Source organism: Sphingomonas sp. Leaf407, assembly GCF_001425385.1.
Lineage (GTDB): Bacteria > Pseudomonadota > Alphaproteobacteria > Sphingomonadales > Sphingomonadaceae > Sphingomonas.
In genome coordinates, this window is record NZ_LMQO01000006.1 from 107,028 (window position 1) to 122,292 (window position 15,265).

Consider the following 15,265-nt stretch of genomic DNA (forward strand, 5'->3'; position numbering starts at 1 on the left):
TTGGCAGGTCGCGACAGGGTGGCAGCCGGCATCAGACCGGCCTGCAGGGGAGGACGTCATGGCTACCGAGCGCACGCGCTTGTCTTATACGCAGTTTCTGAAGTCGGCTGGCGGTGCATCGGCACTCGCGCTGGCGCTCGTCGCACAGGGTGCGTGGGCACAGGATACGGTCGCGCCGGAATCGCAGACCTCGACCGCGACCGAAACGCCGACCGGCGCGCCGGCCAACCCGACCGACCAGCCGTCGACCGCCAAGGACGACAGCGCCGAGTCGGGCGACGAGATCATCGTCACCGGCATCCGCGCCTCGCTCGCCAAGGCGCAGGACATCAAGCGCGACAGCGCGACCGTGGTCGACGCGATCACCGCCGAGGACATCGGCGCGCTGCCCGACCGTTCGGTCAACGAAGCGCTCCAGCGCGTTCCCGGCGTCGCCATCACCCGCTTCGCGGCGGCGGAAGATTCCGCCCACTTCTCGGTCGAGGGTTCGGGTGTCGTTATCCGCGGCCTGTCGTTCGTGCGTGGTGAATTCAACGGTCGCGACACCTTCTCGACCTCGGGCGGGCGCGAGATCGGCTTCAACGACGTGGCGCCCGAACTCGTCGGTTCGGTCGAGGTGTTCAAGAACCTGACCGCCGACCTGATCGAAGGCGGCATCGCCGGCACGGTCAACATCAACACCCGCAAGCCGTTCGATTCGAAGAAGCGGCTGATCTATGTGTCGGGCGAAATCAACTATGCCGACCTGATCGACAAGTCGGCGCCTACCTTTACTGGCCTGTATTCCAACCAGTGGGAACTGCCGGGTGGATCGCGCGTCGGCCTGTTGGTGTCGGGCACCTATTCGCAGTTGTTCTCGCAGTCGCATTCGGCGTTTGTCGCCGCACCGCTGGAACGCTTCACCGGCACGCGGACGTTCAACGCCGGGTCGCCGTACCAGTCGACGACCACCGACACCTTCAATTGCGGGACTGCTCTGAACCGCTGCTACGCGCCGGTCGGCGCTGGCGTGCGTAATCAGGACTTTAACCGCGAACGCTATGGCATCTCGGCGGCGCTTCAGTTCGCGACGCCGGGTGACGAAGTGATCGCCACTGCCCAGTTCCTGCGCACCAACGGCAAGAACAGCTGGGTCGAGCGCACGATCGAACCCAACGTCTATTATGGCGACGTCAACGCGACCTTCCCGCAGCCTGGCACGCAATATGTGTTCGATGACAACGGCGTGTTCGTCAGCGGCAACATCAACCGTCCCGGCGGTTTCAAGGAAGGCAATATCCCCGGCGGCGGCGGCTATGGTCGGCTGAACAACTTCCAGTCTGGTGGTATCTTCACAACCTTCTCCAACCGCGCGACCGCCAGCGAAGCGCAGACCGACGATTACTCGCTGAACTTCAAGGTGACGCCGAGCGACCGGCTACGCTTCAACTTCGACGGTCAGTATGTAAAGTCCAAGCTCACGTCGTTCGACAACATCATTGATACCGGCACCTGGTCGAACATCTCGCTCGACACGTCGGGTCGCATCCCGGTCGTCGGCTTCACGATCGGTGACGTGCCGAACTACAACGGTCGCCGTCCCAGCGCGTCGGAATATTTCACCAATCCGAACAGCATCTACTTCCGCGATGCGTTCAGCGACCTCAACGACAACAACGGCGAGGAATGGGCCTTCCGCGCCGATGCCGAATACGACTTGTCGGACACCGGATTCCTGCGTCGCCTGCGCGTCGGTGGGCGTTACGCCGATCGCGATCAGACCGTTCGCAACAATGCGTACAACAACTGGGGCGCACCGTCCGAGACGTGGACTGGCGGCGGTGCGCAGACCTTTGCCACCATTGATCCGTCGAACTATCGGGCGGCCGGGTTCAACGATTTCTTCCGCGGCGACGTGCCGGCGGTGCCGATCGCCAACTTCCTGAATCCGGACCTGCTGCTCGATTACAAGGCCAGCCAAGCCCTGCTGCGTCAGGTTACTCGCGCGGGCGGCGGCAATTACACCCCGGTCGAGGACCGCGCCTGCGACAACAATGCTGCAAAGATTAACACATACTTCTGCCCCAACCAGATCTACCAGAACTCGGAGTCGACCATATCCGGCTATGCCCGACTGGACTTCGGATTTGATACTGGCAGCACCTCGTCGTTCGACGGCAACATCGGCGTTCGCTACGTAAACACGCTCGACCGTTCGTTCGGCGCGCTGACCGCACCGAGCTCAAACGCGGTCTTCACAGCTTTTGTCGAGCAGAGCACCGGTCGCGTGTTCACACTTGCCGAAACCTGCGCCCGAGTATTGCCTGCGGGTCAGCAGCAACAGGCAATCTGTTTCTTGAGTCCAGCCCAACAGCAGGCAGCGCTTGCTTTCTCGAACGGTCGATCCGCGCCATATGTCGGGCGCAACCGGTTCGATCACTGGCTGCCCAGCATTAACCTGCGCTTCAAGGCGACCGAACAGCTCCAGTTCCGTCTGGCAGCGTCGAAGGCAATCTCGCGGCCGAACTTCGGCAACCTGCGTGCCTTCATCGGCGTAAACCCTGACAGAACCCCTGCCAACACGCTGTTCTTCTCGGCCAATTCGCAGAACCCGTTTCTCGAGCCGGTCGAGGCCAAGCAGGCCGACCTGACGGCGGAATGGTATTTCAGCCGGGTCGGATCGATTACCGCGGCGGCGTTCTTCAAGCGGCTGACCAACCTGATCGACTATAACAGCCAGTCGATCCTGAACGTCAGCAACAATGGCCAGACCTATCCGGTAGTCGTCAACGGTCCGGCGAACACCGACGGATCGGCAGATATTAAGGGTGTGGAACTGTCGTATCAGCAGACCTACGAGTTCCTGCCGGGTGCGCTGTCCGGGCTTGGCATGCAGGCGACCTATACCTTCGTCGATACCGGCAAGTTCCCGAACACGACCGCCGCTAATGGCGCGGGCGATGGCGCACGTCCGCCGGGCCAGGTCGATGGCCTGTACGACAACCTGCCGCTGACGCAGTTGTCGAAGCACAACGTCAACGTCGCCGGATTCTACGACAAATACGGCATCTATGCCCGCATGGCGTATAGCTGGCGCTCGTCGTACCTGATCTCGGTGCGCGACTGCTGCTTCCCGTTCCTGCCGAACTATAACGAAGCGACCGGCCAGCTCGATGGGTCGCTGTTCTACACGGTCAACGATCAGTTCAAGATCGGCCTGCAGGTCAGCAACATCCTGAACGAAGTCACGCGCACGTCCTTTGGCCTCTACGCAGACGAAGACGGTGAAATCGTGCGATCGAAGAAGGCGGCCTTCATCAACGATCGTCGATATTCGATCTCGGTCCGTCTGACCCTGTGACGACGGTTTGACGGGGCGGGCGATCCTTCACCGGATCGCCCGCCCTTTTTTTGTATCCACAGGAGGACGATATGCGGCTCAACCGACGCGACACCATGGTCGGGGCGGCGGCGCTCGGCCTTGCCATATCGCTCGACGCGCAGGCGGCGTCGCCCCGCAGGCTCAGCAACCCCGCCGCCTCGCGCGAGGCGAAGGCGCTCTATGCCTATCTCTGGTCGCAATATGGCAAGCGCACGCTGACCGGGCAGCAGGAAGGCTTCGAGGATAGCGGGGGGCAGCGGGCCGAACTGACCTATATCGAGCGGACCACGGGCAAGCTGCCGGCAATCCTCGGGCTCGACTATATCGATCCCAACGACAATGCGAACGTGAACCGCCGTGCGACCGAATGGGTGAAGTCGGGCGGGATCGCGACCATCTGCTGGCATTGGGGCGCGCCCGACATCGGCACGGGGTATGAGAATTCGAAAAAGGATTTCGACGTGCCCAAGGCGCTGACGCCGGGCACGCCGCAGAATGTGGCGATGCGCGCGCAGATGGCGCAGACCGCCGACCTGCTGCAACAACTGCGCGACCGCAAGGTGCCGGTGCTGTGGCGGCCGTTCCACGAATTCGGCGGCGACTGGTTCTGGTGGGGGAAGCACGGGCCGGAGGCGTTCAAGGGCCTGTGGCGGATGATGTACGACTATTATGTCCATGAGCGGAAGCTGGACAATCTGATCTGGGTGCTCGGCTGGGCGGGGCAGAATGTCGATCCGCGCTATTACCCCGGCCGGCGCTATGTCGATGTCGCGGGCGCGGACATCTATGTCGAGGATCATGGCAATCTCGCGCCGATGTTCCAGCAGGTAAAGGCCATCGTCGGCGACAGCGTGCCGATCTGCCTGCACGAGAACGGCCCCGTCCCCGATCCGGCGACGCTGGGACCACAGGCCGACTGGCTGTGGTTCATGACGTGGCACACCCGCTGGCTGACCGATCCGGCGCAGAACACGGCGGCGCGGTTGAAGGCCTATTACAACTCGGAGCGCTATGTGACGAAGGACGAACTGCCGCGCAGCCTGTCGCGGTAGCGGCGGAACCGGCGGGCGGGGCCGCTCGTCGTGCGGCGACCGGTCCGTTGCGAAGGGGTGCCCATGGCGACATTGTTCTTTCTCCACGCGCTGGGGGCCAGCGCGCGCAGCTTCGATGCCGTCATCGCGCGGCTGGAGGGCATGGCCTGTGTCGCGCTCGACCTGCCGGGGTTCGGCGATCGGTCGGGCGAGGCATATCGCGACGTCGCCGGCATGGCGGACGATGTCGCGCGGACGATCGCGGCGCGGGGCGCGGACCGCTGTATCCTCGTCGGGCACAGCATGGGCGGCAAGATCGCCACGGTGCTGGCAGCGCGGCGCACGCTGCCGGTGGCGGGCGTGGTGCTGGTGGCGGGATCACCCCCCTCGCCCGAACCGATCGAGGACGCGCGGCGCAGCGACATGCTCGGCTGGCTGGACGGTGCGACGATCGCGCGACCCCATGCCGAGGCGTTCGTCGATGCGAATTGCGCCACCCCCCTGCCCGATGCCGTTCGCGAACGGGCGGTCGCGGATGTGTGCCGGTCGAACCCGGCGGCGTGGCGTGGCTGGCTGGACGCCGGGGCGGACGAGGACTGGGCCGCGCGAGTCGGGACGATCGACCTGCCCGCGACGATCGTCGCGGGCGGCGGAGACGGCGATCTGGGCGAGGCGGCGCAGCGGCGGCTGAACCTGCCGCATTATCCCCGGGGAACGGTCGAGGTCGTCGCAGGGGCGGCGCATCTGATCCCCTATGAGCAGCCCGGCGCGCTGGCCGCTGTCCTGCGCGAAGCGATCAGGACGCTGCCTGGCAGTGCGCCGCGATGAAATCGGCGTGGGTGGGCATGCGATCGGCGGCGGCCTGCGTCACCTGCGCGATACGGTCGAGGCGGGCGCGGGCCTCGTCCAGCGACAGCGTCATCGCCAGCGGATCGACCCCGGTGGCGCGCACTCCCTGCCCCTCGAGCACCGCCAGCCAACTGGTACGGGTGAACAGCTCGTCGCCGTCGCGGTATACCCGGCCCGTCGCGCGATATTCGGCGATGCGCCCGGCAAGGCTGTCGGGAATCGCCATGGTGCGCAGGTGCCGCCAATAGGGGGTGTCATCGCGCCGCGTGGCGTGGAAGTGCAGGATGATGAAGTCGCGGATGCGGTCGAACTCCTCGCCCATCAGCCGGTTGTAGCGGCGGACCATCGCGGGATCGGGATCGCGCGCCGGCAGCATCTCCAGCAACCGGGCGATACCCGCCTGGATCAGATGGATGCTGGTCGATTCAAGCGGTTCGAGAAACCCCGCCGACAGCCCCAGCGCGACGCAGTTGCCGACCCAGCTTTCCGCGCGACGCCCGGCCTTGAACCGCAGCACGCGCGGATCGCCAAGCGGCGTGCCGTCGAGGTTCGCGAGCAGCAGGTCGGTCGCGGCGTCCTCGTCCAGATGGGCGCTGGCAAAGACCACGCCGTTGCCGGTGCGATGTTGCAGCGGGATGCGCCATTGCCATCCCGCGCCGTGCGCGGTGGCGCGGGTATAGGGTGGCGGCGCGGGGATCGCCGTGCTCGGCACCGCCACGGCGCGGTCGTTGGGCAACCAGTGCGACCAGTCGAGAAACGCGCTGCCCATCGCCCCGCCCAGCAACAGCGAGGCGAACCCCGAACAATCGATGAAGAAATCCGCCTCGATCCGCCGACCATCGTCGAGCAGTACCGCGTCGATGCGGTCGCCGCCACGCTCGACGGTGGCGATGCGGCCTTCGTGGCGGACGACACCGGCGGCTTGCGCCAGACGGCGGAGATAGGCGGCGTAGCGCGCGGCATCGAAATGAAAGGCATGGCCGATCTGATGCAGCGGGGTGTTGCCGGGGTCGGTGCGGGGCCGCTGGAACCGGCCGGTCGCGGCCGCTGCGGCGCAGATCGAATAGGCGGCAAGCGGCCGGGCGCCTGGCTCGGCACGCAGCCGGTGCCACAGCGCCTCGAACGGAACCGCGCCGACGTCGACGCCATAGACGCCGAACGGGTGGAAATACCGCTCGCCGACATCGCCCCAGCCGGCGAATTCGATGCCGAGCTTGAAGGTGCCGCCGGTCGCGCGGATGAACGCATCCTCGTCGATGCCGAGGAGCGCGTTGAAGGCGCGGATCGGCGGGATGGTCGCCTCGCCCACGCCGACGGTGCCGATCGCGTCCGATTCGACCAGGGCGATGGCGACCGACCCGTTCAGCACCCGCGACAGCGCGGCGGCCGCCATCCATCCGGCCGTGCCGCCGCCGACGATCGCGATCCGCCGCAGGTGCGGAGCGTCATGGTCGGCGGCGGGCGACATCAGTAGGTCGCGCGCAGCGACACGCCGAAGCGCCGGTCGTTCAACTGATATTGCAGCGGCTGCGACGGGGTTCCGATATAGGTCACGTTCATCCGGTTGTTGACGTTCACCGCATCGACCGACAGCGCGAGATGGCGGTTGATGTTGACGTTCACCGACGCATCGAGCGAGGCGTAGGGATTGGCATATTGCGGAATGCCGTTCGCGCCGCTGCCGAAGGTGGTGTCGAGATAGCGGCTGCGCCACGACCATGCCAGCCGCGCCGTCACCGGGCCCTTTTCGTACAGGCCGACGAGGTTGTAGCTGTGCTTCGACAGTTTTTCGAGCGGCACCTGCTGCGGGATATTCGTGCCGGGGCTGGCGAACGGGTTCGACACGTTGCTGTCGACATAGGTGTAGTTCGCCTGAAGCCCCAGACCGCTCAGCAGGCCGGGCAGGAAATCGTAGAATTGCTGATAGCCGATTTCCGCGCCCTTGACGGTGCCGTTGCCCGAATTGACCGTGGTGCCGACGTCGTAGGCGACGCCGTTATAGCTCTGCACGACGGTGCCGCCCGCCAGGAAGCCGTTGACCTTCTTGTAGAACACGCCGCCGGTCAGCGATCCGGCCGATGCGAAGTACCATTCGAGCGTCAGGTCGTAATTGTCCGATTCGATCGGGCGCAGCCGGGGATTGCCCGATCCGGCGCTCGGCCGGCCGGTGATCGGGTTGACCTGATTGGGGTTGTTGAGCGTCAGGTTGGTCGACAACTGGTCGAAGTTCGGCCGGGCCAGCCCCTTGGAAAAGGCGAAACGGGCCTGGAGTTCGTCGGTGAAGCGGGCGCGGACGTTGAAGCTCGGCAGCGCGCGGGTATAGTCGTTCACCACGCTGATCGGGCTGAGCACCTGCCGCGTGCCGCCGCCGGGCACCGCCACCGTCGCGAACTGGGTGCCGATCGAGGTCGCCTCGGTCTTGACCAGCCGGACGCCGACGCCGCCGTCGATACGGATGCCGCCCAGTTCGCCGGCATAATCGGCGACGCCCCAGACGGTGTAGGTCTTTTCGGTCTGTTCGTTCAGGTCGCCCGGGGTGAACGCATCCTTGGTGCGCGCGCCGAACAGCGCATACAGCGCCTTGGTCTGTGCCCAGACGCCGTCACCCGCCGGGAAGGCCGGATAGAGCAGCCCGTTGACCACCGTGTTGCCGTCGAACCAGTTCTTGGACGGTCCCGGCATCGCCAGTTGCGGATTGCGGGTCAGCGGGATGAGCGCGGTGCCCGCCGGGGCCGAGCAGGACGGATCGGCGCCGAGCGCGCTCAGGCAGACGCCGTTCCACGTACCGCGCAGGTTGATGGTATTGTCGGCATAGCGCGCGCCGCCGCGCAGCTTCGACAGGAAACTGCCCTCCATGTCATATTCGAGGTCGTAGGCGAGCGCCAACTGGTCGGCCTCGTTGCGCTGGAGCGAATCGGCGACGAACGGCGTGGTGTAATTCGCCGCGGTGTTGAGCAGCCCCGGGTTGCGCACGTCCCAGCGCGGATATTTGCCGCGCAGGTCGAAGTCGACCGTGGTGGCGTGCGGCGTGGTCAGCGCGGTCTGCCCGGCCTGGGTATAGAGCGACAGGACGTGACCGTTACGGTCGGCGTTGTAATAGGACGTCAGATACTGGGCATCGAACGTGGCCTTCATCCGGTCGTTCACGTCCCATGCGACGTTGAACGTCATATTCTGGGTCGCGCTCCACAGTTCCTGATCGAACCGGCCGGTTTCGAACGTCTGGTTGCGGATCGACCCCGACGTCGCATAGCCTTCGTCGTTCCAGGTGAAGGTGCCGCCGGGCAACGGATCGGTGACGTTGCGGTTGTTATAGTCGTAATAATAGGCGCCGGTGCGGTTGAACCAGTATTTGGTCCCCTGATACTGCGCCGTTACCAGCACCGCGTCGCTCGCCTGCCACTGGATCGCCGCCGCGACGCCCAGCCGCTTGCGGTCGCCGGTATCGTCATAGATTTCGAAGCCGAACGGCACCTGCGCATTGGTCGGCGCGCCGGCGATGGTCGTGCCGGTCGGGATCGGCCCGAACGGTCCGGCGAGCAGGCCGTCCTGGCGATACTGGCTCTTGGAATAGACCGCGTTGAACAGCACGCCGATCTCGCCGATGCCGGTGTCATAGCGGTTGCTGTAGAGGCCCGAGATCGATCCGCCGAACTTGTCGACCCGGTCGTAGTAATTGCCCTTGGCGGTCATGCTGACGACCTGTCCCGCCGCATCGAACGGCTTGCGGGTGCGCAGGTTCACCGCGCCGCCGACGCCGCCCTCGATGATGTTCGACGGCGCGTTCTTGTACACGTCGATGCCCGAGAGCAGTTCGGGCGGCACCCCTTCGAGGTCGAACGCCCGGCCGCCCGACGCCGAATAGCTGGCGCGGCCGTCGATGAAATTCTGCACCTGCGTCAGACCGCGCACGGTGATCGCCGGCTGGGTACGATGGTCGAAGTCGGTAGCACCTTCGCCGTAGCGGCGCTGGATCTGCACGCCGGTAATCCGTTGCAGCGCCTCGACGGTGTTCGCGTCGGGCAGCTTGCCGATGTCCTGGGCATTCACCGAATCGACGATCTGGTCGGCGTTGCGCTTGATCGCCTGTGCCGAGCGCAGACTCTCGCGCACGCCGGTGACGACGATCTCGTCGGCGTTCTCGCCGCGTTCGGCGACCTGCGCGGCGTTGAGCGAACCGCCCGTCGGGGCGTCCTGCGCCAAGGCGGGTTGCGCGAGCCCGGCGATACCGATCGCCGACAGCGATACGCCCAGACGAATGGATTTGGCGAATGCCTTCATCAGTGTCCTCCCCTATGCACCGGGTGGTCGCCGCGCGTGATCGCGCTGTCGCCCCCAGTTATCTGACATATTAATCCACCATCATTTATGTGACAATATATAATATTACATTACGTACGACTTGATTGAAAAACAGTCGCTCACTGGCGGCTTGTGCCGGACGGGACGTCGTGGCAGCGCGACCGGCGGAACCGGGGCTCGACCGCGGATAGCGACAGGGGCGACGCCGATGAATCGTGGAAACACCACACCCCGTCCGGCCGGCCCGGGCATCGCGTCCGGCCTCGCCTGACCGATGGCCGACAGCGACCCGGTCCGGTGCGACGACCCGGCGATCCGACAGATCCCGCAGTTCGCGATTCCGCGTGACGGCGGGGACGCGAACAGTATCGCCGCCTTCGGGATGGCGGTGCGCGACGTGTTCCATATCGCGCGGGTCGACCCGGCCGATCCGGCCGAGGTCGAGACGTTGGCATGGCATCTGGGCACCGCGATGTTCGGCCGTTTCGCGGGGCCTGCGCTGCGGTTCGACCGGCCGGCCACGCTGGTCGCGAGCAGCGGGCTCGATCATCTGCTGGTGCAATATTACGAGACGGGCGGCTTCACCGGCGATGCCGGCGGCGAACCGGTCGCGGTGCGGGCGGGCGACATCTGCGTGTTCGACCTTGCCGATACGCTGTCGACGACGACCAGCGCGTTCCGCAATCTCAGCCTGCTGCTCCCGCGCGCGTCGATCGCGCCGATCGTCGGCGACATCGCCAGCCTGCACGGCATGGTGGTGCCCGCCGGTTCGGCGGTCGGCGGGTTGCTGTGCGACCATCTCCGTTCGGTCGCGCGACGCCTGCCCGGGCTGACGACCGCCGAGGCGACGCTGGCGGCGCATGCCACGGTCACGCTCACGGCCATGGTGCTGGCAAGCGAGCGGCGGCGCGAGGGACGCAGCCGGACGCCGTCGTGCCCGCGATCGGCGTTGCTGCGAATCAACCGGTTGATCGATGCCGAGATCGGCAACCCCGCGCTCGACGCCGAGCGGATCGCGCATGTCGCCGGCGTCTCGCGCGCCGCGCTCTACCGGCTGTTCGCGCCGGCGGGCGGGGTCGCGCGGCACATCCGCCGGCGGCGGCTGAGCGGCGCGGCGCTGGAACTGGCCGATCCATTGCGCCGCGTGCGGGTGGGCGAGGTCGCGCAGCGCTGGGGCTTCGCCACCGATCGCAGCTTCAGCCGCGCGTTCCAGCAGGCGTTCGGCATCGCGCCCAGCGACGCGCGCGAACGCTGCCTTGCCTTCTTCACGCCGGGCAATGGCGCGAGCGAAACCGATCCGCGCGATTTCGCCGGATGGATGCGCTCGCTCCACGCCGCCGGGCCGGCCGGCGATCAGCCATAAGCGGCGGCATCGAGTCGGCCGGTCGCGCGCAGCAGCGCCGCCTGCGCGACCAGCACGTCGGCGCGTGCCGCCGCGACCGCCAGTTGCGCGGCGCGCAGCGACTGGTCGGCGACGAGGATGTCGATCGTCGAACGCAGGCCAAAGCCATATTCGGCGCGCACGCCGTTCAGCGCGACGTCGGCTGCCGCCAGCCCCTCGACATTGGCGCGCAGCCGGCCCTGCGCCGCGATCAGCGTCGCCCACGCCGCATCGCTCGCCCGGATCGCCTCGCGCTCGGCGGCATCGGCGTCGAAGCGTTCGGCGCGGTTCAGCGCCTCGGCCTGACGGACGCGCGCGGGGACCAGCCCGCCGGTCAGCAGCGGAATGCGCAGCGACAGGCCGGCGCTGGCGGCGGTGACGCCGCGCAGCCGGTCGTCGCGGTAGAGGCCGCCCGGCCCGACGCTGCCGGTCGCATCGATCGCGGGCGCGCGTTCGGCGCGGGCCTGATCGATCCGCGCCGCCGATGCCGCGACCACCTGCCGCTGGCGCAGCAGCAGCGGATTGCCCGCCTGCGCCGCGTCGCGCGCGGCGTCGCGGGTCGCGGGCAGCGTGGCCGGGGGCACGACCTCCGCCGACAGCGTGCCGGCGTCCTGCCCCACCGCCGCGCGGTACGCGGCGGCGGCCTGTGCCAGCGCGCCTTCGGCATCGGCGAGGTTGGCGACGACGCTGGCACGCTGCGCTTCGAGTTGCGCGACGTCGGTGCGGGTCGCCTGCCCCAGCCCGTAGCGCGAGCGGGCCTCGGCTACCTGCCGGTCGAGCCGTTCGATGCCGACGCGCGCGACCTCGACCGCCTGCTGGTTATACAGCAGCGCGGCATAGGCGGTGACGACGCTTTCGAGGATCGCCGCTTCGGCGTCGCGCAGGCCCGCCGCGCCCGCCGCCACGTCGCGGTTGGCGGCGCGGATCGCGGCGGCGGCGCGCCCGCCGGTCCAGATCGGGAGCGCGACGCTGGCGACCGCCGCGCCGCTGCCGCCGTTCAGCCGGTCGTAGCCGGCGTTGCCCCCCGCCGACACGACCGGCCGGGCGAGCGAGCGCGCCTGTTCGGGGGTTTCGGCCAGCGCCGCCTGCCGCGCCTGCGCCGCCGCCAGTTGCGGGTTGGTGGCATAGGCGGCGGCGATCGCCTCGCGCAGCGTCTCGGCCGAGGCCGGCGTGGCGGCGCACAGCGCCAGCGCAGCGATCCACGCCCTATTCATGGCGCAGCGCCCATGCCGGTGCGGCACGGCTGGCGCGCAGCGACTGGCCGAGCACGGTCAGCACCGCGATCGTCGTGGCGAGCAGCGTCGCGCCGAGGAAGTAGAGCGGCGAGAGCGCAATGCGATCCTCGAAGCCGGTCAGCCAGCTTCGCATCGCCAGCCACGCGATCGGCCACGCGATGACGTTGGCGATCAGCACCGGGCGCAGGAACTGCCCGACCAGCAGCCGCACGATGTCGGTCGCAGATGCGCCCAGCGTCTTGCGAATGCCGATCTCCTTCACCCGCCGCTGCATGTTGAACGAGGCTAGGCCCCAGAGGCCGACGCAGCCGATCAGCACCGCCAGGCCTGCGCCGATCCCGAACAGCCGCGCCGCGCGGTCGTCATCCTCATAGAATTGCGCGAGGCGGGTGTCGGCGGTGTCGCCGTTGAACGGCACCTGCGGCGCCATCCGCTGCCACAGCGACCGGACCGCGGCGAGCGCGGTGCGCGGATCGCCCGAGAAGCGGACGGTAGCGACCGTCGTGCCGAGTTTCTCGGGACGGCGATAGTAGAGATAATAGGTCGGCGGGGTGGGCGAGCGCGGCGAGCCGAAGCGCAGATCGTCGACGACGCCGATGATGGTGCGCGGATTGCCACCGCCGACGGTCTTGCCGACGGCTTCCTCGGGCGAACGGAACCGCAGGCTGGCGAGCGCACGGCGGTTGATAACGATGTTGAACCCGTCGGTCACCTTGTGCAGCTCGGCATCGTCCGCGCCGTGCGCATCGTCGAACAGCCGGCCGGCGATCAGCCGCGCGCCGTGCGTCTCGAAGAAGCGCGGACCGACGATGCCCCAGGTGAGCGACGGCCCCGATCCGGCGACGCCGGGCAGCGGCACGTTGTTGTTATTATCCTCCCCGCTGCCGCCGATCGCGAGATTGGCGACCGTCACCTCGCGGACCTGCGGCAAGGCGCGGATTGCGGTGACGATTCCCGACTTGCTGCTGGCTTCAACCAGTGAATCCGCCAGCGACCGGACGACGAGCAGCCCGTCGCGCTGGAAGCCGAGGTCGGTCTGGCGGACATGGCGGGTCTGCGCGAACAGGACGGCGGTGCCGATCATGAACGCGATGGCGAGGCCGAACTGCGCCACGACCAGCAACTCGCGGATGCGCGTACCCGCGCGACCGCCGCCGGGCGAGCGCACCGACGCCAGCACCGCCGCCGCCGGAAATCCCGACAGCAGCAACGCGGGATACACGCCCGCCGCCAGTCCGACGATCAGCGTCAGCAGCACCAGCGCCGGTACGACCACCACGTACGGAATAGTCAGCGACAATCCGCCCGCCGCATTGACCAGCGGCAGGCCGATTTCGGCAAGGATCAGCCCGACGAGCGACGCGAGCGCGACGGTCAGCACCGCTTCGCCGAGGAACTGGCGCACCAGCGTCGCCCGGTCCGCGCCCAGAACCTTGCGCATCGCGACTTCGCGCGCGCGAAGGCCGGCGCGGGCGGTGGCGAGGTTCACGTAATTGACGATCGCGATCAGCAGGGTCAGGAACCCGACCAGCCCCAGCGTGACGATCGTCGTCTTGCGGCTGGCGCTGTCCTGTCCCTGGGGCACGAGATGGGCGTCGGCGAGCGGCAGCAGTTTCAGTTGCTGGACCGCCGACGGTCGCTCGCCGGGGGCGGCCAGTTCCTTGCCGCGCCGGTCGACGAAGGCGGTCAGCTTCGATTCGAACGCGCGCGCCGCTGTGGAATCGGGAAAGCGCAGATAGGTGGCGAGCGACGCGCTGCCCCAATGATACCAGTTTTCCGACGTCGGGGTCCGGGGCAGCGGGATCAGGATCGTCAGCTTGAAGTCGCTGTTGTCGGGCAGGTCGCGGAACACGCCGCTCACGCGGTAGCTGTTCGGCTGGTCGAACGCGACGACCATCGGCTGGCCGATCGGATCGGTGGTGCCGAAATATTTGCGGGCGATGCTCTCGCTGATGACGACGTTGCCCGGCTGCGCCAGCACGCTCGCCGGATCGCCCTTCACCAAGGGAATGCGCAGCACCTGGAAAAAGGTCGGGTCGACCTGCGCCACATTCTCGCTGGTGGCACGGCCCGCGCGCAGCACGCTGCCGCCGTTCTCGCCGCCGCGGATGCGGGTGCCGATCGTGCCCGGAAAATCCTCGCGCATCTGTTCGAGCAGGCCGCCCATCGTATAGGGGTACGCCCCGTTCGCCGGGCTTTCGGGCAGGCTCCACACCGTCTGCACGACATAGGTCTTGCCATGGTCGGGCAGCCATTTCTCGAACCCCGTCTCGAAGCGGACATAGAGGCCGAGGACGAGGAACACCGCGATGCCGATGGCGAGGCCGCCGATGTTGAGCGCACCATAGCGTTTGTGCCGGGTGAGCGAGCGATAGAGCGAGCGAAGCGCGAAGCCGTTCATGGTTCTCCCTTTCGCGTCAGAGCGCGCGCATGGCGCTGGCGACGATGCGGCCGTCGAGCATGTCGATCCGACGCTTGGCCATGTCGGCATGGCTCGGTGAGTGCGTGACCATCACGATCGTCGCCCCTTCGTCGTTGAGACCGGCGAGGATGTTCATCACCTGCTCGCCGTTCGCGGTGTCGAGGTTGCCGGTCGGTTCGTCCGCCAGGATCAGTTTGGGATCGCCGACGATCGCGCGGGCGATGGCCGCGCGCTGCTGCTGCCCGCCCGACAGTTGGTGCGGGAAGTGGCGGGCACGGTGCGCGATGCCGACCTTGTCCATCGCCGCCGCCACGCGCGACCGCCGGTCCCCGGCATCGTGGCGATAGGCGAGGCCGAGCGCGATATTCTCCTCGATCGTCAGCTCGTCGATCAGGTTGAAGCTCTGGAACACGAAGCCGAGCGTACTGCCGCGAAACTTCGCCAGTTCCTTTTCGTCCATCGCCGCCAGATCGCGGTCGCCGAACAGATACTTGCCCCCCGTCGGCCGATCGACGGTGCCGAGCGTGTTGAGCAGCGTCGACTTGCCGCAACCCGACGGCCCCATGATCGCGACGAACTCGCCCGCCGCGATCGACAGGTCGATGGCGTGGAGCGCGGTCGTCTCGACATCGTCGGAGACGTAGCGGCGTTCGATCTTTTCCATGCGGATCATGTGCGTGCCTT

9 protein-coding genes are annotated in these 15,265 nt (G+C 67.3%); 4 read left to right on the forward strand and 5 right to left on the reverse strand.

Annotation, left to right across the window (positions count from 1 at the left end):
- Positions 1–58: 58 nt before the first annotated feature.
- From ASG37_RS16115 to ASG37_RS16125, 3 genes are all read left to right on the forward strand, one after another.
- Complete coding sequence (locus tag ASG37_RS16115) at positions 59–3,340, forward strand: TonB-dependent receptor (RefSeq protein ID WP_055762751.1); 3,282 nt, start codon at positions 59–61, stop codon at positions 3,338–3,340.
- A gap of 71 nt (positions 3,341–3,411) precedes the next feature.
- Complete coding sequence (locus ASG37_RS16120) at positions 3,412–4,413, forward strand: glycosyl hydrolase (RefSeq protein ID WP_235525286.1); 1,002 nt, start codon at positions 3,412–3,414, stop codon at positions 4,411–4,413.
- A 63-nt stretch (positions 4,414–4,476) separates the two neighbouring features.
- On the forward strand, positions 4,477–5,220 hold the full coding sequence (locus tag ASG37_RS16125; RefSeq protein ID WP_055762754.1) for an alpha/beta fold hydrolase: 744 nt from the start codon (positions 4,477–4,479) through the stop codon (positions 5,218–5,220).
- Here the strand turns inward: ASG37_RS16125 and ASG37_RS16130 are convergent.
- Both ASG37_RS16130 and ASG37_RS16135 read right to left on the reverse strand, forming a co-directional pair.
- Positions 5,189–6,709, reverse strand: a complete 1,521-nt coding sequence (locus ASG37_RS16130) for a tryptophan halogenase family protein (protein WP_055762757.1) — start codon at positions 6,707–6,709, stop codon at positions 5,189–5,191. The genes ASG37_RS16125 and ASG37_RS16130 overlap by 32 nt on opposite strands.
- On the reverse strand, positions 6,709–9,522 hold the full coding sequence (locus tag ASG37_RS16135) for a TonB-dependent receptor (protein WP_055762759.1): 2,814 nt from the start codon (positions 9,520–9,522) through the stop codon (positions 6,709–6,711). The genes ASG37_RS16130 and ASG37_RS16135 overlap by 1 nt, the downstream gene beginning before the upstream one ends.
- Positions 9,523–9,817: 295 nt before the next feature.
- Here ASG37_RS16135 and ASG37_RS16140 point away from each other — a divergent pair, with 295 nt between their 5' ends.
- Positions 9,818–10,906: a helix-turn-helix domain-containing protein gene (locus ASG37_RS16140; protein WP_055762762.1), complete on the forward strand. Its 1,089-nt coding sequence runs from the start codon at positions 9,818–9,820 to the stop codon at positions 10,904–10,906.
- Here the strand turns inward: ASG37_RS16140 and ASG37_RS16145 are convergent.
- From ASG37_RS16145 to ASG37_RS16155, 3 genes are read right to left on the reverse strand one after another with little or no spacing between them, the layout of a single operon-like run.
- The gene (locus ASG37_RS16145) at positions 10,897–12,138 is read right to left on the reverse strand and encodes a TolC family protein (protein WP_055762765.1); all 1,242 of its coding nucleotides are present in this window, start codon (positions 12,136–12,138) and stop codon (positions 10,897–10,899) included. The two genes, ASG37_RS16140 and ASG37_RS16145, sit on opposite strands and share 10 nt — an antisense overlap.
- Positions 12,131–14,560 carry an ABC transporter permease gene (locus tag ASG37_RS16150; RefSeq protein ID WP_055762766.1) on the reverse strand — a complete coding sequence of 810 codons (2,430 nt, stop codon included), beginning with the start codon at positions 14,558–14,560 and terminating at the stop codon, positions 12,131–12,133. Before ASG37_RS16150 ends, ASG37_RS16145 begins: the two co-directional genes overlap by 8 nt.
- A gap of 16 nt (positions 14,561–14,576) precedes the next feature.
- Positions 14,577–15,254 (reverse strand): ABC transporter ATP-binding protein, encoded by a 678-nt coding sequence (locus ASG37_RS16155; RefSeq protein ID WP_055762769.1) that lies wholly within the window; start codon positions 15,252–15,254, stop codon positions 14,577–14,579.
- Between the last annotated feature and the right edge of the window lie 11 nt (positions 15,255–15,265).